This window comes from Peribacillus sp. FW305-BF15, assembly GCF_058783805.1.
The window spans coordinates 36,847-55,445 of sequence record NZ_JBYSYV010000010.1 but is presented as its reverse complement, the minus strand read 5'-3'; the positions used below and the strand labels follow the sequence as shown (position 1 = coordinate 55,445).

The window sequence follows — 18,599 nt, the reverse complement described above, 5'->3', positions numbered from 1 at the left end:
TCTTCACATTCTAATCGATTTCCTGTTAGATTCATTAAAACACCCAAAAAGGCCTAGTATTTCAGATTCAATTATTTTGTACATTTTCCATGAAAAAGTCCCTGCTAAGTGGGGACTTTTTCAATTCAGCCTTTTTTGATGTCATTTAGCTTGATAATGAACTACATTTTCAACGAGTTGTTTCGTGACCTTCCCCTGATATTCCAAATAATCCAAATGGCCGATGATTTCTGACATGACGAGCGGGAATTCTGCTATATACTTTTGTTTGTAAAACTCCTTTGCCAGTTCATTGCCTGTAGAAATTCCGGATTCTATCAAGGCCAGGATCTTTTGTGATTTCCTCTCTATGCTGTTGAGTCTTTTTTCAATCAGATGACCGGGTTGTTCAATCACGTTACCATGACCAGGAAATAGGAGATTCACCTGTAATGCTGAACATCGTTTTAATGAATCGATATGATCTACAAGAGTCAGCATTCTATTACCGTTTTCATCAGGTTCGATCAAGGCATTGCTTGAGATATGTTCAATCAATAAATCACCGGCAAGAAGCCGTTTCCCTTCTCGGTCAAGGAAAGCAATTTGATCCGGGGCATGCCCGGGAAATTCGACCACTTCAAAATTCAGCCAGTGTTTTTCCGTGATTGCGATGATGTCACCATTCAGTTTTTGATCTTTATTATTATCGACCGCGTTGAATAGGTAAGCCACTTGTTTATCTCCAAGTTCACCACAGCCCATCTCAAGGTATAGCTGTTTATAAAATTCAATTCTCATACTTAAGAAATCAGGGTCCCTTTTTAAACGGGGAATGGATTTAGAATGGGCATAAACTGGAATCGGATGGAGTTCGGTAATCCGGTTGACCAAACCAACATGGTCTCCATGGTGATGGGTCAACAAAATTTCCGTGATGTCCCCAACTGTAAATCCATTTTCGTTTAATGTTTGCTGCAGTGCATTCCAGCAAACATCATAATTCATACCTGCATCGACTAATGTTAAAGATTCATCCTGTTTAACTAAATAAAAGTTTATACTTTTTAAAGATAAAGCGCTTGGAGCTATAATTGGATAAATTTTAAATGTTGTATTCGTTTTCATGAACGTCCCATATCCTCCTAAATCGAGATAAACTTTATCTGGAAAATTGCGATATTACTAATGACCGAATAGATGTAAATGGTTATTATTCCATGATTGGTTGAATGAATTGAAACTGTCAAGCGGAAGCTTCCAGGCAATCAAGAAATTTAATAGTAAGATTGATTGGAAATGGATGGTCTATTTATCTAGTTTATTTTAAAATTGAATAAACAAGCTAGTCATTTAGCCAATATTCTTTAAATTTAATTATTGTAATGAAAACTGAATGTGTTCCATGGAACGAAACGGTATAGGAGGTTTTGGTTTGAAGCCAAAAATTTATATTACAAGGAAATTGCCAGAACAAATCATCGAAGGTCTTAGTCGGAATTATGATGTCAGGATGTGGGATCAAGAGGATATACCGGTCCCTAGAAAAGTCCTTTTAGAAGAAATGAAAGAAGTCGAGGGGCTGCTTTGCTTATTGACGGAACAAATCGATGAGTCACTGATTGAACAGGCACCCAATCTGAAAATCATCGCGAATATGGCAGTGGGCCATAATAATATTGACGTTCAAAGTGCAACAAAACGGGGCATCATGGTAACGAACACACCGGGGGTTTTAACGGAAACAACAGCTGATTTAACCTTCGGCTTACTGCTTGCAACGGCAAGGAGGATGATGGAGGCAGAAGATTATTTAAGGAGTGGAAAGTGGGAAACATGGTCGCCGATGCAGCTTACAGGACAAGATGTACACGGTGCAACGCTGGGTATCATCGGGTTAGGCAGAATTGGGGAAGCCCTTGCAAAAAGAGCTAAGGGATTTGATATGAACTTAGTTTATTTTAATCGAAGCCGTAAATATGAACAGGAAAAAGAGTTAGGAATCGAATATCAGCCCCTTGAAAAATTGCTCCAAATCTCGGATTTCGTTTGTGTCATGCTGCCGCTCACAGCGGAAACGGCTTATATGATTGGCAAGGAGCAGCTGGAATTGATGAAAGGGACGGCCGTGCTCATTAATACCGCAAGAGGCGGAATTATCGATGAAAAAGCGTTGTACCAGGCGCTGGAAAATCGAGAGATTTGGGCGGCTGGATTGGATGTATTCGAAGAAGAGCCCGTCCCTCTGGACCACCCGCTGCTAACTTTGCCCAATGTGGTTACATTACCGCATATCGGGAGTGCTAGCATTGCCACAAGAATGAAAATGGCAACTCTTGCTGTACAAAACTTGGTGGACGGATTATCTGGTGATACTCCCCGTAATTTAGTATTGTTGAATAAATCAAAATGACGCTAAAATGGGGTTCGGATTGGTTTCATCCCGAACAAAGATTTTAAAACAAGAATAGACTATCCTTCATGTTTTTTTACTATAACCCTTATTGGATTGAAGAAATTTGCGACACTCCTGCCGAATAACTGGCTTGCCGAGACCCCACCGACGCTTGCGTCAAGGAGGCTTGGCAGACAGTCGGCGGAAAGGGAGCGGGTTTCTGAAATCACCGGCAACCTTTTTTAAATAAAAAAACTGCAGGCAAGCTCTCTTCACTTCAAGTTGATCTCGCTGAATAGAATCATGTTTAGAAAGCATCCTCATCACCTCAAGTTTTAATACTTCTATGTTAAAACAAAAATGACTCCAGGCAAAAGTGTTCTAACTAAAAGGTAAGACAAAGTTGATTGGAGCGGGTGTTCGAGACTCCCGCAGGCGAAAGCCGAGGGCCGACCGCCCGCGGAAAGCGAGTGCCCTACGTTCCAATCAACGTCCAAATTGTACAAGCCATAAAAATAGACAAACTCGATTTTCATCGAGTTTGTCTACAATCTGAAATGACCCCAAAAATGGGGTCATTTTTTTATGAGGAATGTAATAGTGTTTCTTTGGTTCGCAGTATTCTCAAATGATATTTTCTGAAATATGATTTGTCCTTTTTAGAAGATTTCTGAGTTTTGATGCACCTGTGCTTACCTGAGTGCCGAAAGGAAGAATCCCATTCAAGTGGAGCATACTTATCGTAAATTGTGCCGATCTTTTGTAAAATAAAGAAAGTCGAGTTTATTAGGAAGAACAATTAGTTGAAAGGGATAGGGTTAATAATGATTGAAATGAAGGAAACGATATCATCAGGCAACGAAATGACTAAATCCAAAAGGCTGTTGATGGCTCTTATGCTAGGGTCTTTTGCAGCGATCGGACCACTGTCACTTGATATGTATTTACCGGGTCTCCCCACACTGGCAGAGGATCTGAAAAGCAGTACGTCGTTAGCGCAGCTAAGCTTGACTGCCTGCTTGTTAGGGTTGGCTTTGGGCCAAATCTATTTAGGGCCTCTAAGTGATGCAAAAGGAAGGCGTTCACCGTTAATCATATCTTTATCCATTTATTGCATTTCATCTCTGTTATGCGCTTTTGCTCCAACCATTGAATTGCTTTTATTATTACGTTTTATCCAAGGTATTGCGGGAGCGGGAGGCATTGTCATTTCAAGGGCCATAGTTCGTGACCTTTTTTCAGGAACGGATTTGACCAAGTTCTTCTCCATGTTAATGCTGGTGAATGGGGCGGCACCGATATTGGCTCCGGTTTTTGGCGGTCAACTTTTGCAGTTCACTTCTTGGCGGGGCGTTTTTATTGTCATTTCAGTATTAAGTATCATTATGGTTGCGGCTGCATTTTTTGGGATAAAGGAAACTTTATCGTCCAATCACAGGAGTGCTGGCGGGGTAAATGATACGATCAGGACTTTTGGGAACTTATTGAAGGATCGTGTTTTTATGGGCTATGCTTTTGCACAAGGATTCATAAGTGCTGCAATGTTCGCTTATATTTCCGGATCGCCTTTTGTTCTCCAGAACATTTATGGGGTTTCCCCACAGACCTTCAGCCTGATTTTTGCAATAAACGGGGTTGGGATCATTATCGCTTCACAAGTTGCCGGGAAGCTGGCAGGCAAGGTTAAAGAAGAAAGATTGCTTCAAATGGGGTTATGCCTAGCTTTGTTTGGTGGAATATTACTTCTGGCCTCAGTTCTTCTCGAAATGGGCTTGGCCGGAATCTTGGCTGCTTTATTCCTCTCCGTCTCCAGCGTCGGTATTGTCGGTACAACGAGTTTTTCTTTAGCGATGCAAAATCAGAAAAAAACGGCAGGCAGTGCCTCGGCTTTAATTGGCTTGCTTCCCTTCATATTAGGATCGCTAATGGCTCCCCTGGTGGGGTTAGGTTCAGGTGAGTCTCCCTTGCCGATGGGAATTGTGATGGTAAGTTGTCATGTCATCGCCATGTGCGCTTATTTACTCCTTGCCCGTTGCGGGTTAAGGCGAGTTGCTTAAAAAGAAAAGCTGAAATCCTGATGTGGATTTCAGCTTTTTGCCTTTTTGATTCATAATAGTGATTCCGCTCCATCGATATAAACTTCCGTGCCCGTAACATGGGAGGACATGTCTGATGCTAGGAACAATACGAGATCACCAGCTTGTTCGGCAGTCCCCGCTTTCCTTGCCAGGGGCTGGGAGCCTTCGGGATATTCAATGGGAATCCTGATTTTTTTAAGGTTTTCTTCTTCCGGGAATGTGTTATTGTCAATGTTCGTATCGATGGAGCCGGGACAAATGGTATTTACCCTGATTTTATATCTTGCCAATTCGAGTGCAGCCATTTTTCCGAAAGCGACTTGACCAGCTTTGGATGAACTATAAGCGGAAAAACCAAAATTCTTGAAATATCGGTTTCCGTTGATGGAGCTGTTGATCACGATGCTGCCGCCTGATTCCTTCATGTAGGGAATGGCGTATTTGATGGTGAGAAAGGTGCCCTTGAGGTTAATGGTATGTGTCTGATCCCAATCTTCTGGCTTTATGTCTTCTATAGGGGCAATCACTCCGTTGATGCCTGCGTTTGCAAATACAAAATCAATTTTCCCAAAATGTTCATGGGCCGTCTTGTAGGCATGTTCAACTTGCTCAGCTTTGGAAACATCCGTTTTAATGATTAAAGCCTCTCGGCCAAGGTTCTCCACTTCTTCCTTCACTTTTTCGGCATTTTCGACTGTACGATCAAAAAAGATGATGTTCGCGCCGTTTTCAGCTAGTTTCAGTGCAGCGCCCCGGCCAATTCCCGATCCCCCACCGGTAATGATGGCAACTTTGTTTTTCATTAATTCTGTCATAAACTTCACACGCTCCTTTTAAGTCTTCTATTCCCAATTTGGGAGTATGTAGAAACATCATGGCAGTGGTAATATAGAAAAATTATAAACTAATATTGCCTAAAAAATCCAATTTAAGCAATTGCGAGTGTTCAATATACTTTGTTTTTCAGTGAAATGTCTGTATATTGAGGACATGATAAAGTTAGCTTGAAAGGGGATAGGTTGTTGATAAGATTAGGGGTAATAGGTACAAATTGGATCACGGAACGATTTTTGGAGGCTGCAAAGCATGTAGAGGGTTTATCCTTAACTGCCGTGTATTCACGTACAGAGGAGAAAGCGAAGGAATTTGCCAATAAATACGAAGTACATACGACTTTTACGAATTTAGAAACAATGGCCAGCAGCGATGAAATCGACGCTGTGTATATAGCAAGCCCTAACTCTCATCATTGCAGGCAAGCCGTGTTATTTTTACAAAATAAAAAACATGTATTATGTGAAAAACCAATGGCCTCAAATGCGGCTGAAGTAAGGGAAATGATTGAGGCTGCAAAACAAAATGATGTGCTATTGATGGAAGCGATGAAATCGACCATCATGCCGAATTTCGAAAGTATAAAGGGCAATCTGGATAAAATCGGGAAGATTAGGCGTTTCTCGGGAAGCTTTTGCCAATTTTCATCACGCTATGATTCATATAAACAAGGAACTGTGCTGAATGCATTCAACCCGAAATTCTCCAGTGGTTCTTTAATGGATTTAGGCATTTACGTCCTCTATCCACTTGTTGTACTGTTCGGTAAACCGAATAAGGTGCAGGCATCAGGAACGATGCTTGAATCAGGAGTTGATGGGCAAGGTACGATTCTGCTTTCCTATGATGAAATGGAGGCAGTCGTCATGTTTTCCAAAATTACTGAGTCCAATTTGCCATCGGAAATTCAAGGTGAACATGGAAGCATCCTCATTCAGAAAATTTCAGGACCGCAAGCGGTGGATATTCAGTATCGGAATGGAACCACTGAAAATATTTCCGTTAAACAGGATATGCCTACCATGTATTATGAAGCGAAGGAATTTGTTGATTTGATACAGCAGGGGAAAATGGAATCCGAAATAAATACATATTCGAATTCACTGTTGACTATGGAAATCATGGATGAAGCAAGAAGGCAAATCGGCATCGTCTTTCCTTCAGACCGCGGATAAGGCCAATCATGAAGGGGAAAAATGGATGTTACTGATAACCCTTAATTGGGTAGAACTCAGTACAGGGATAATTTTATTGTTGGAGGAATGGACATGAATTGTAAAATAAATCGCAATGCAGCAAAGGTCTTACAAAAAATGCTGAGCACTGAAGAAGCCGAAGGGAAAATGATTCGTGTATATATCACCCATATGCATGGCGATCATGCCCATTATGACATGAAGCTTGATACACCGGCAGAATATGATGAAATCGTAAAAACAGATAAAGATATCGATATTTTGCTTGATTCACGTGAAGAATTTCTGGATGGTGTCTGGATTAAATATTTTTATGTTCCAGAAGAAGGCTTTGAAATCACGAATCCTTCTAAAGAACCGCATGGACATCATCACCACTAATAGTAAAGGGGGAGGATTGGCATGAATCAAAAATACGAAAAGATCTTTCAACCATATATATTTCCATCAGGGGTAGAAGTGAAAAATCGTATCATGATGGCTCCTATGACCACTTATTCTTCGGATGACCAAGGGGTTGTAACCGATGATGAACTGGCCTATTACGCTGAGCGCTCGGCTGGTGTAGGTGCGGTTGTCACGGCATGTGCCTATGTATCTGCTGGAGGCAAGGGATTCCCAGGCCAACTAGGTGCAGATGACGATTCCTTTATCCCATCCTTGAGAAAACTAGCTGAAACGATTCAGTCCAACGGGTCAAAAGCAATCCTGCAAATATATCATGGAGGCCGTCAAAGTCCGCCGGAATTATTGCCTGATAACCAACCTGTTTCTGCAAGTGCCATTGCTTCCAGCGAGGAAGCACCTGTACCGCGGGAAATGAATGAAGATGAAATACAAGACGTTATTAAGGCATTTGGCGAAGCAACAAGAAGGGCCATCGAAGCAGGTTTCGATGGTGTGGAAATCCATGGTGCCAATACTTACTTGCTTCAACAATTCTTCTCGCCACACTCGAACCGCCGTACAGATAAATGGGGCGGAACATTGGGAAAACGATTGATTTTCCCGCTTACCATTGTGAATGAAGTCGAGAGAACGGTTGCCGAGCATGCAGAAAAGCCGTTTATAATTGGCTACCGCCTTTCTCCTGAAGAAGGCAGCAATCCTGGAATCACTTTAGATGATACGATCCAATTCGTTGATAGATTAGCGAATCAAAACCTGGATTATCTACATATATCGGTAGGTCACTTCTGGAATGGCTCATTCCGTGAGAGTGATAGGACAAAGTCGCGCATCGTTAAAATTTACGATAAAGTAGGTAATCGTATCCCGGTGGTCGGTGTAGGTTCACTGCATACACCCGATGAAGTTGCAGAAGCCATGGAAACGGGGGTCCCTTTTATCGCCCTTGGCCGTGAACTTCTTATGGAACCGCATTGGATTGAAAAAATCAGGTCTGGAAAAGAAGCGGAAATACGGACTACCCTCTCAAAAAAAGATCAGGGTGAACTGGTCATTCCAGATCCGCTTTGGGAAAAGTTGATCGGGATAAAAGGTTGGCTCCCGGTAGTGGAATGATTGCTAACATCTTTAATATGTGTAACCCGTCCCCAAAAGGTGGACGGGTTTTTGTATGTTCATATGCTACTAAGTATCGATCATCTTTTGCTAGAAAAAGAGAGATTGATTCAACGGAATTCTGGATTTAATCATTCCGTGATAGTAAATACTATCTATAAGGCTTATGTTTTACGTGAACTAAAAATAATATTTGTACCAATGAATAAAATATATTATTATCAATTTAATAAGCAGGTATGAAAAGGGAGGATTTTTAATGAAATTTCCACACGATTTTTTATTCGGAGCAGCTTCTGCTTCTTTTCAAATAGAAGGAGCATGGGATGAAGATGGTAAAGGTATAACGAATTGGGATGTTTTTTCAAAGATTCCGGGGAAAACATTTGAAGGTACAAATGGGGATGTAGCGATAGACCATTATCATCGTTACAAGGAAGATATTAAATTAATGGCAGAGATGGGACTTGAATCATATCGCTTCTCCATTTCATGGGCCCGTATTTTGCCAACAGGTGATGGGGAAGTCAATGTAAAAGGCTTGGAATTTTATAATAATGTGATTAATGAATGCTTAAAATATGGGATTGTCCCATTTGTTACCCTGTATCATTGGGATTTGCCTTTGACGCTTGAACAAGATGGGGGATGGACGAATAAGCGAACAGCTGAAGCATTCGTCAAGTATGCGGAGATTTGTTTTCGCGCATTCGGAGACCGAGTCAAACATTGGATCACGTTTAATGAAACGGTTATGTTTTGCGGTTTAGGGTATTTAAAAGGAGCGCACCCGCCTGGAATCCAAAACGATGAAAATAAATACTTTCAAGCGACACATTATGTATTTTATGCACATGCCAAAGCGGTAGAGGTATACAAGGCACTGAATCATTACGGTGAAATTGGGATTACCCATGTATTCCTGCCAGCTTATAGTATTGATGACAAACATGAAAATGTATTAGCTGCTCGGCATGCCAATGAATATGAAACCTTTTGGTATTATGATCCAATTTTAAAAGGTGAATATCCAGCTTATGTAGTTGAGCAGTTAAAGGAGAGAGGCTGGACACCAAGTTGGACAGAAGAAGAACTGGATACGCTAAAAAGGAATGCGGAAAAAAATGATTTTATTGGACTCAATTATTACCAGCCAATTCGGGTAGAAAAATACCTGGAAGCCGTTTCAAACATGGAGCATTCAAGAGAAACATCTACTCTGGCTCCAGGGAACCCGTCTTTTGATGGCTTTTATCGGACTGTAAAAATGGAAGATAAAACCTATACAAAATGGGGTTGGGAAATCTCACCTGAAGGATTTTTAGATGGGCTGCATATGTTAAAAGAACGTTACGGCGATATTAAAATGTATGTTACAGAAAACGGACTTGGTGATGAGGATCCGATTATCGATGGTGAAGTAGTAGATGTTCCGCGCATTAAGTATATTGAGGAACACTTAAAAGTGATTAAACGTGCAATCAAAGAAGGCATCCATTTAAAAGGGTATTACGCATGGTCTGTCATTGACCTTTTAAGTTGGTTAAACGGGTATAAGAAGCAATACGGATTTATTTACGTGGATCATCATGATCAGTTAAAACGGAAAAAGAAGCTGTCGTTTCATTGGTATAAGCATATTATCGAGACAAGAGGAGAGGAGCTGTAAATTGAAAGGAAACCTCTTGATCTTAATCAAGAGGTTTTGTCAGACTGTAGACAAACTCAATGAAAATCGAGTATGTCTACGATTTTTTATTGGTTTTTAGACTTTGGACGTTGATTTCCGCTCCAGGCACTCGCTTTCCGCGGGCGGTCCGCGAGCCTCCTCGGCTTGCGCCTGTGGGGTCTCCCAAGACGCGCTATTCCCGCAGGAGTCTCGTACCTTTCTCTCCAATCAACTTTGTTATAGCATATAATTAGAAACCAAACCTGAAGAGTTGAAGGTGTTGGTTTGGGAATATCATTTGATGAAAGATAAGTTTTCCGTCTACAAACTGTAGGTCCCGGTCTACATGATTGGGCCTATAGTTTTTTTATGGCTTGCACAATTTGGACGTTGATTTCCGCTCCAGGCACTCGCTTTCCGCTTGCGGTCCCGCCCTTGGCTTGCGCCTGCGGGGCCCTTACGCGCTATTCCCGCAGGAGTCTCGCACACCCGCTCCAATCAACTTAACTTTAGATAGAACTACTTTTGTCTACAAACTTAGAAAACCTCTTTATTTTAATCAAGAGGTTTTGTATAGGGAAGAGCATGTTTTGAGCAATCTTTCTCAAAACATGCTTTTTTCCATTGTTCACTGATCAAGTTTCCGGTATGGGGAATTAGACCAAAGTTCAAACCTCCTAATTCGTAGTCTGAATCTCCGGCTTCAAATTAACTAGACTGGAAAAATGGTCCCGGATTGTAATATTAATGTAAAAATATTCAAAAAGTTGTAAACAAATGTTAACGTTTCTAACAATGTACAGTTTTACGTTTTACTGTATAATGTTGAAGCATGGTCGAGACCATGTCAAATAACCTTACAAAAGGAGATTATATATGACTATTATTTCTTAGTTTTGAAAAGTCCCCCGCTTGGTTTGTCCCGTTGAAAAATGCCTACAATAATTTGATTAATTTCAAACAAGTAACTCCCTCTAAAATGAAAGAATGTCATTTTCATGATGATGCTAGATTCCAATCTTAAAAAACGATTAAGGATGTGAGTTTGAAAAAGATGATAAAAGATTCTAGATTTCAAGGATATAACATGAAGGGTTTTCAAAAAGACGTGACGGCAGGATTGGTCGTAGGGGTTGTAGCCATTCCTTTAGGACTGGCTTTTGCAATTGCTTCAGGCGTCGAACCGATATACGGGTTATATACGACCATCATCGCAGGAATCCTCATTTCGATTTTGGGTGGCTCCAAGTATCAAATTGGCGGGCCGACCGGGGCGTTCGTTCCTTTATTATTTGGAATCGTTATGCAATATGGGTATGAAAGCCTGCTTATTGCCGGGTTTTTAGCGGGGATAATGTTAGTCCTGATGGGTCTGCTTAAGTTAGGTAATTTGATGAAGTTCATTCCCCGTCCTGTCATCATTGGATTTACAACAGGAATTGCGATAATAATCTTTTCAGGGCAAATTGCTAACTTCCTTGGTATGAAAGTGGAAAAACATGAAGCTTTCATGGATAACATGAAGGAACTGGTGATTAAAGCAGACACGATCAATCTATATAGTGTGATTGTTGCAATTATATGTTTGGTCGTCATACTGCTGGCACCTAGACTTTTGCCACGAGTGCCAGGACCGCTTCTGGGTCTGCTGATTTCCACAATTGCAGCTTACTTTTTATTTCCCGATAAGGTGGCTACGATTGGTTCTACGTATGGAGCGATTCCGAAAGGTTTTCCGGAATTCCAAGTGCCGGAGCTATCAGTGGAAGTCATTATCACACTCCTTCCAGTTGCTTTTACGATTGCCTTGTTAGGCGGTGTCGAGTCATTGTTATCCGCTACCGTGGCGGATAACATGGGGGGTACCAAGCATGATAGTAATAAAGAGTTGGTTGGTCAAGGAATCGCGAACATCGCGACGCCATTCTTCGGCGGGATACCTGCAACAGGCGCAATAGCCAGGACAGCTACCAATATAAAAAGCGGGGCAGCCTCCCCGATGTCCGGAGTCATTCACGGAATTGTCGTTTTACTGGTTTTGCTGGTGCTTTCCCCATTTGCAGCGCATATACCTTTGGCTAGCATGGCACCCATATTGATGTTTGTTGCCTGGAATATGAGTGAAAGAAAGGAATTCGCTCATGTATTGAAAACGAAGACGGCGGATTCTGCGGTTTTGCTAGTCACCTTCCTCATCACTGTCTTCACTGATTTAATCATGGGAGTGGGAATCGGCTTATTGATTGCATTCATCACCTTCATTGCAAAAATGAGCCACACGTTAAAGGTTAGGGAAAGAAGTCATGAGATTACCGAGATTGTTCCAATTGATAATTCGGATTCGAAGATCAATGTGTATAACTTGGAAGGACCTCTTTTCTTTGGTTCGATAGACGTCCTGGAGTCATCGATATTGGAGAACTTGGATAATAAGACGAAAGTGTTGGTATTAAGCATGCGCCGGGTAACATATATGGACACTTCAGCAGAGGCAGCACTATTGGCGATCGTTAATCGCATCGGAAAATATAAGGGGAAATTGATCATTTCCGGAATTCAGCAGCAACCAAAGGAATTGTTACTCAGCACTGGATTGTATCATAAAATAGAAAAACAGCACTTTTTTAAATCGAAGGAAGATGCCCTGTATTTTGCCAAGAAGCAGCTGAAGGGCAATTCGGATAAAGTAGTCTAATAGTTTCATCTTGAAGTCACCTTTTCGGATAGATATGTTATAGTATCGTTAACAGTAGATTTTTTAAAGAAGGTGACTATCTGGATGAATGTATATCGGATTGGCCAGCTTGCTGAACTTGCGAATGTTTCGAGAAGAACCATTGACTATTACACACAATTAGGAATGCTGAACTATGAAAAAACGGGGTCAAGATATCGGTATTACACAGAAGATGCTTTGAATCGTCTTCAAATGATTAATCGGTTTAAAGAACAGAATATGCCTTTGACTGAAATCAAGGAACGGTTACAAGTCTTGTCTGAAACCACTGTTGATTCTGAGCAGGTGCTCTTGATGGTGGACAAGCTATCTACAGACCTTAGAGGACTGGAGAATGAATTGCTGGAATTAAAGCCTTTATTGGAACAGCTCGATGAACAGCAATTAACATATGCTGCACAGCAGCTTTCCGTTCGGGGCAGCTCTTTATTGAGTATCCTTGCCATGCTTGCCTAAGATTTTTGCCGAGTTCAAAAAAAAAAGACCTGATTGGGTCTTTTTTTTTGTTGAACGGGTCATTTGAAAACCATTATTTAAAATAACAATTCAAACTCCTGAGTATAACCGGAGCTTTATATACGATAGTATTCCTTTATTTTGGCTGAACTGACAATATAGATCTTTTTTCGATAAAGATGAAGGATATAAGGGAATGGAAAAAGAAGAACTTACATATCTACTACTATATGAAGAGGTGATTGGGAATGATTGGATCAATAGTTACGACGGTAAAAGGACATCTTCAAGGTACTATGGAAAACGATATATGCGTTTGGCGTGGAGTCAGGTATGCGAAAGCGCCGATTGATGGACTGCGTTTCCGTTCTCCGGAGCCAGTTGATAATTGGAGCGGTGTCATGGATGCAGTGGATTTTGGTCCAGTTCCCCCGCAGTCGATGGATCGTGCGGTAAGAACAGGGATGAGCACAAATGAAAAAATGGATGAGGATTGCTTGTTCCTGAATATTTGGTCGCCTAGAGCTGATGATAAAAAACGCCCGGTCATGGTATGGATTCCTGGGGGAGCATATATAACGGGAGCTGGATCCCTTGATATGTACAATGGACACTTACTTTCTAAAAATGGAGATGTAGTCGTGGTAAGCATCAACTATAGGCTGGGGGCACTGGGATATCTGGATTTTACCGAGTTGGCAGGTGAAGGGGAAATATTTGAAAACAATTTAGGTTTACGTGACCAAGTTGCTTCTTTGAAATGGGTTAAAGAAAATATAGAAGCTTTTGGCGGCGACCCTGATAATGTTACGATATTTGGTGAATCAGCTGGTGGTAATGCGGTGACGACTTTACTTACTGTACCTTCAGCAAGGGGGCTTTTTAAGCAGGCCATTGCAGAAAGTCCTGCTCCGACATCTGTTTACGGAAAAGGATTTGCGCGCCAATTGAGTGAAAGGTTCCTTGAGATATTGGGCATTGGAAAGGGTGAAAGCCACCGGCTAAAAACCCTTCCGGTTCAAGAGATTGTCGCTGCCTCCCACCAACTTTTACAGGAAAATTCACAGGAAATGCCGGGCTCCCTAGCATTTGGACCAGTCGTAGATGGTGACTTCCTGCCCGATTATCCACTAGATTCGATTCGATCGGGAAGAACAGGGGGTATACCCTTGCTTATAGGAACAAATAGGGACGAAGCGACATTATTCGATCAGATGGCCCCCCCTCTAATCCCAACTAATGCGGCGATGATTCATAAAATGTTCGAAAATACTGATCCGAAGGCGAAAGAGCGAATTACGAACGCTTATACAAACTACCCAGAAAAGGAAGCTGTACTAGGAATTGGCCGTGATGCGACTTTCCATATTCCCTCGGTTTGGTATGCGGAGGCATACAGCCGCTTTGAAAAAACATGGATGTATCGTTTTGATTATAAAACGGCGGCCATGCGCATAAGTAAATTAGGGGCGACTCATGGTATGGAAATCCCTTTTGCTTTCCAGACCTTCGACTCGGCATTCGGGAAACGGATTGTTTCATATGGTTCAAGGTCAGCTGCCCTAAAGGTATCCCATAGAATGCAGGGCCATTGGGTCAACTTTGCGAAATATGGAAACCCCAACCCCCCGGAAGGTGAAATTTGGCCGAAATATGATGAAACCAACCACTACACAATGATTTTTGATAAAAAGGATTATATTGAAAAAGATCCTGACGGAATGATAAGGTTGGCATGGGAAGGGATAGGGATTTACAAATGAAAAAGCCGAGATGAACGGGGAAATAGCGTTGATTGTACTTCCGACGGTTTTATATCGAAGCGGTCAGATCCTTGATATGGAAAGGTTAACGAAGGGAGCGCATGGGCGTGGAATCATGATAGGATTCGATGCCTGTCATTCTGTGGGTGCCATCCACTTGTCGCTCTTTTTACCTCTTTTCAGGAAGTCTACGAAACTGTACAGGTACTAAAGAAGGTCATGGACGGCAATTTATATGAAACTATGAAAATAAAAGGGGAATCATTGCCTAGAATGGGAGCAACATATGGAGAAAAATAAGCTTCAACGTGAATTATCATCGAATCAAATCACTATGATAGCCATGGGGTGTGCAATTGGCACCGGGTTATTTTTGGGCAGCGGCCTTGCGATTTCAACGGCTGGTCCAAGTGTACTTATCAGCTATGCAATAGGTGCATTCATTGTCCTTCTGCTGATGGGATGTTTGGCGGAAATGACTGTAGCCCATCCAACATCGGGATCCTTTGGAACCATTGCGGAAAAATATATAAGTCCATTTGCGGGTTTTGTTGTGAGGTATTCCTATTGGATAGCGAATGTTCTTGCCATTGGTGTCGAAGTGAGTGCCATCGCTGTTTATATGAAATATTGGTTTCCGGCTGTGCCTGGGAGCATTTGGATTGTCCTTTTTGCTGCACTGCTAATCTATGTAAATGCGACGAGTGTCAATACATTCGGCAATTTTGAGTATGTATTTTCAATGATCAAGATAAGCGCCATTGTCATATTCATTCTACTGGGGGCCTATGTGGTGATTGGCGCCGAACCTTCAAGCGGGATCGGTGTAGAGAACTATGCCAGTGATGGAGGTTTTATGCCTTTCGGATTTTGGGGGCTCTGGGTCGCCATATTCATTTCGCTCTTCAGCTTTTTAGGAACTGAGCTGATTGCGGTGACGGCGGGGGAAGCAAAGGACCCGGATATAGCCGTACCTAAAGCTTTGAAGGCAACTGTCTTCAGGCTTGCCACTTTTTATGTACTGACTATCGGGATCATGTTAATGATTGTTCCCTGGCAAGCTGCCGGTATTGATAAGAGCCCATTTGTGAAGGTAATGGAAATCCTGAATGTTCCCGGGGCATCTGGGATAATGAATTTCATTATTTTAACCGCTGCTTTATCTGCAATGAATAGTCAATTATATGCCTCCACCAGAATGATATTTTCATTATCCGAGCAACATCAGGCTCCGGCCCTATTTCAAAAAGTGAGCAGGAAAGGTGTCCCGCTAAGGGCCCTTCTCATATCCACTTTAGGAATATTTCTTGCTGCAGGAGTAAAAGTCCTGCTTCCGGATACTTCATATGCATTCATGATGGGGATATCGATGTTCGGAGCCATTCTAACCTGGTTCATGGTGTTCATTTCCCATTTGTATTTCAGGAAGAGGTGGGAGAAATCAGGGGGCCGCAAATTACCGGTTAAAATGTATGGATTTCCATATCTAACGATTCTGGGTGCATTTCTTTTGTTTGCTTTGACGGTATCCACCTGGTTCACTGGCCCATTTAAAATCGTACTCCAGTTCGGGGTTCCTTGGCTGATCTTTCTTTGCATCGTTTACTTATTGATGTCGAAATTCAAAAGAAAGTAAAGGGAAAGAGGGATGGTATGGATAAGGATCAAAGAGATGAACATCGTTTGGAAGAAAGTATGGTAACTGATTTTGAAAAAGATATGTCCTATGGGGACTATCTGCATTTAAATCAAATTTTATCAAGTCAGCATCGGCTTTCCGGCCATCACGATGAAATGCTGTTCATCATCATTCATCAAACAAGTGAATTATGGATGAAATTGATCCTCCATGAATTAACTGCGGCAACTGATCATATTGTGGCAGGACATTTGGAGCCGTCCTTTAAGATGCTATCCAGAGTGGCCAGAATTCAACAGCAACTAGTTCAATCCTGGAATGTGCTTTCGACCTTGACGCCAGCCGATTATATGGAATTCCGGGAGAAACTAGGAAACTCTTCAGGGTTTCAATCATTTCAGAACAGGTTGATAGAATTTGCGATGGGTCAAAAGAATTCGCAAATAATGGCCGTTTTCCGTCATCAGCCCGAGCTTTATGAGTCGATGATGGCAGCCTTGAATAAACCTAGTATTTATGATGCTGCTATAGGGGCTTTGGCTGCAAGGGGACTTCCCATTGATCAATCGGTATTGAACAGGGACTGGTCTGTCATTTATCAGGAAAATGCAAGTGTTGAAAGCGCGTGGCTGACCGTTTACCGTGATGTGCATAACTACTGGGATTTGTATGAGCTGGCCGAAAAACTCGTTGATATTGGTAGTCAACAACAATTCTGGAGATTCAATCATATGAGCACCGTAGAACGTATCATCGGCAATAAAAAGGGAACTGGCGGATCGTCCGGTGTAAGTTATCTGAAGAAAGTGGTCGAACAGCCATTTTTTCCTGAACTTTGGACATTAAGGACCAAACTGTAAGGGGGGGGAACACATGAATCAATGGTTAGATATTTCTCAGCGCCTCAATGAAAATACGCCATATTGGCCAGGAGATACGCAATATTCATATCGGCTGAATTCATCAATGGCTGAAGGGTCTTCCGTCAATGTAGGGGAAATCCGGATGAGTACACATTTAGGAACTCATATTGATGCTCCCTATCATTTTGATGAGAATGGAAAAAAAATCATCGAACTCGATCTTGATTTATATATTGGCACTGCTACCGTAGTAAAGGTGGATGCAGCTGAAAGCATTGGCATTAAAGCTTTTGAAGGCATCGAATTGACAGGGGTCCGGCGGTTGTTGGTGGCAACAGGTCAATGGAAGGACCTTAGCCGTTTTCCGGAATGGATTCCACCGGTTGAACCAGATTTAGCTCCCTTCCTTGCAAATAAAGGGGTTAGGCTCCTTGGGCTTGATTTACCTTCAGTCGACTGTCTCGACAGCAAAGAATTACCTGCCCACAATAAACTGTCAGGCTGTGAAATTCATATACTCGAAGGGCTGGTCCTTGATGGACTGGAGCCTGGGCTGTACGATTTGGCTGCATTGCCGCTGGCATTGGAAGCAGGGGACGGGAGCCCGGTCAGGGCCGTGGTGAAGAAGAAAGGCTGATGAGGGGGATAAAATGATGGGCAAAATTGGAGTTTACGGATCTTCCTTCGATCCGGTCACGAATGTGCATTTATGGACAGCATCCACCATTGCGCATCGTGCTAAGCTGGACAAGGTGATTTTTTTACCTTGCGCAAATGGCCGTATCGATAAACAGATGAAAACAAGCAATGAACACCGTTGGCAAATGCTCAAGCTGGCAATAGGGGGCAACCCGATATTCGAAGTCAGTGATTATGAAATTAATGAACGTGCCGGAACGAGTAAACAATATACTTGGTATACGATGGAATATTTTAAATCTCGATTTCCAAAAGACGAAGTTTACTTCATAATGGGTGCAGATTTACTTGAAGATATTGATAATCAGGAGCTGCCGGTACACTTACGATGGAAATTCAGGGAAAAATTGATTGCCAATCATAAATTCATCGTCATGGCCCGGGATGGAATCGATATGCTGAAAATCATATCCAAAAGTCCATTGCTAAGGAATTATGATGATGGCAATACATTTCACCTTATTGATAAAGGCCTTTCCATGGAAATCAGTTCTACATATATAAGGGATGAATTTGCAATGGGCGGGGAACCACGATATTTACTGCCCGATCAGTGTTATCAGTATATCGTGGAAAATAAGCTTTATCAAAAATCATCAAATTCATAATTATTGGCAAAGTATTAAAAAGGGCTCGATTTCCCGGTGGATCGAGCCCTTTTCGTTTAGGGAATTTTTCAACCTGCAAAATGTGAATGAATTTAATTAAAGGGACATGCAATACCTAGTTGACAACTTGGTAAACTTTGCTTTATGGTAAGGATATAC

The 18,599-nt window shown here is 41.9% G+C and carries 15 protein-coding genes and 1 pseudogene; 14 read left to right on the top strand and 2 right to left on the bottom strand.

The genetic code is table 11. The annotated features are described in order from the left end of the window. Window positions 1-141: 141 nt before the first annotated feature. Window positions 142-1,107, bottom strand: coding sequence for an MBL fold metallo-hydrolase (locus AC3WLU_RS12415; protein ID WP_492597329.1), 966 nt, complete (start codon window positions 1,105-1,107; stop codon window positions 142-144). A gap of 307 nt (window positions 1,108-1,414) precedes the next feature. Between AC3WLU_RS12415 and AC3WLU_RS12410 the strand changes: the two genes are divergently transcribed. After that, complete coding sequence (locus AC3WLU_RS12410) at window positions 1,415-2,392, top strand: 2-hydroxyacid dehydrogenase (RefSeq protein WP_492597328.1); 978 nt, start codon at window positions 1,415-1,417, stop codon at window positions 2,390-2,392. 806 nt (window positions 2,393-3,198) lie between these two features. Then, a complete protein-coding gene (locus AC3WLU_RS12405) occupies window positions 3,199-4,431 on the top strand; it encodes a multidrug effflux MFS transporter (RefSeq protein WP_413002188.1) in 1,233 nt (410 codons plus the stop codon). Window positions 4,432-4,481: 50 nt separating this feature from the next. Here the strand turns inward: AC3WLU_RS12405 and AC3WLU_RS12400 are convergent, their stop codons facing one another. Beyond that, entirely contained in the window at window positions 4,482-5,267 is a 786-nt protein-coding gene (locus AC3WLU_RS12400) for an SDR family oxidoreductase (protein ID WP_063577027.1), read from the bottom strand. Window positions 5,268-5,474: 207 nt separating this feature from the next. Here AC3WLU_RS12400 and AC3WLU_RS12395 point away from each other — a divergent pair, with 207 nt between their 5' ends. The 12 genes and pseudogenes from AC3WLU_RS12395 to nadD all read left to right on the top strand — a co-directional run bounded on the left by AC3WLU_RS12395 (window position 5,475) and on the right by nadD (window position 18,440). After that, a complete protein-coding gene (locus AC3WLU_RS12395) occupies window positions 5,475-6,461 on the top strand; it encodes a Gfo/Idh/MocA family protein (RefSeq protein WP_492597327.1) in 987 nt (328 codons plus the stop codon). 93 nt (window positions 6,462-6,554) lie between these two features. Beyond that, the gene (locus tag AC3WLU_RS12390) at window positions 6,555-6,863 is read left to right on the top strand and encodes an iron-sulfur cluster assembly accessory protein (RefSeq protein WP_057278928.1); all 309 of its coding nucleotides are present in this window, start codon (window positions 6,555-6,557) and stop codon (window positions 6,861-6,863) included. Between the two features lie 21 nt (window positions 6,864-6,884). Beyond that, complete coding sequence (locus AC3WLU_RS12385) at window positions 6,885-8,006, top strand: NADH-dependent flavin oxidoreductase (protein ID WP_283930208.1); 1,122 nt, start codon at window positions 6,885-6,887, stop codon at window positions 8,004-8,006. A 259-nt stretch (window positions 8,007-8,265) separates the two neighbouring features. Continuing rightward, on the top strand, window positions 8,266-9,675 hold the full coding sequence (locus tag AC3WLU_RS12380; protein WP_106027755.1) for a GH1 family beta-glucosidase: 1,410 nt from the start codon (window positions 8,266-8,268) through the stop codon (window positions 9,673-9,675). Between the two features lie 1,054 nt (window positions 9,676-10,729). Beyond that, window positions 10,730-12,370, top strand: a complete 1,641-nt coding sequence (locus AC3WLU_RS12375) for a SulP family inorganic anion transporter (protein ID WP_369315639.1) — start codon at window positions 10,730-10,732, stop codon at window positions 12,368-12,370. 84 nt (window positions 12,371-12,454) lie between these two features. Beyond that, a complete protein-coding gene (locus AC3WLU_RS12370; RefSeq protein ID WP_057278932.1) occupies window positions 12,455-12,868 on the top strand; it encodes a MerR family transcriptional regulator in 414 nt (137 codons plus the stop codon). A gap of 248 nt (window positions 12,869-13,116) precedes the next feature. Then, on the top strand, window positions 13,117-14,631 hold the full coding sequence (locus tag AC3WLU_RS12365; RefSeq protein ID WP_492597326.1) for a carboxylesterase/lipase family protein: 1,515 nt from the start codon (window positions 13,117-13,119) through the stop codon (window positions 14,629-14,631). A gap of 10 nt (window positions 14,632-14,641) precedes the next feature. Beyond that, a pseudogene (locus AC3WLU_RS12360) lies at window positions 14,642-14,785 on the top strand (kynureninase); the annotation flags it as partial. Between the two features lie 132 nt (window positions 14,786-14,917). Then, on the top strand, window positions 14,918-16,267 hold the full coding sequence (locus tag AC3WLU_RS12355) for an amino acid permease (RefSeq protein ID WP_034314336.1): 1,350 nt from the start codon (window positions 14,918-14,920) through the stop codon (window positions 16,265-16,267). Between the two features lie 17 nt (window positions 16,268-16,284). Then, entirely contained in the window at window positions 16,285-17,130 is an 846-nt protein-coding gene (gene kynA, locus AC3WLU_RS12350) for a tryptophan 2,3-dioxygenase (protein WP_413002135.1), read from the top strand. 13 nt (window positions 17,131-17,143) lie between these two features. After that, on the top strand, window positions 17,144-17,770 hold the full coding sequence (kynB, locus tag AC3WLU_RS12345) for an arylformamidase (protein WP_492597325.1): 627 nt from the start codon (window positions 17,144-17,146) through the stop codon (window positions 17,768-17,770). Window positions 17,771-17,786: 16 nt separating this feature from the next. Beyond that, window positions 17,787-18,440 carry a nicotinate (nicotinamide) nucleotide adenylyltransferase gene (gene nadD / locus AC3WLU_RS12340; RefSeq protein ID WP_057278937.1) on the top strand — a complete coding sequence of 218 codons (654 nt, stop codon included), beginning with the start codon at window positions 17,787-17,789 and terminating at the stop codon, window positions 18,438-18,440. Window positions 18,441-18,599: the final 159 nt, after the last annotated feature.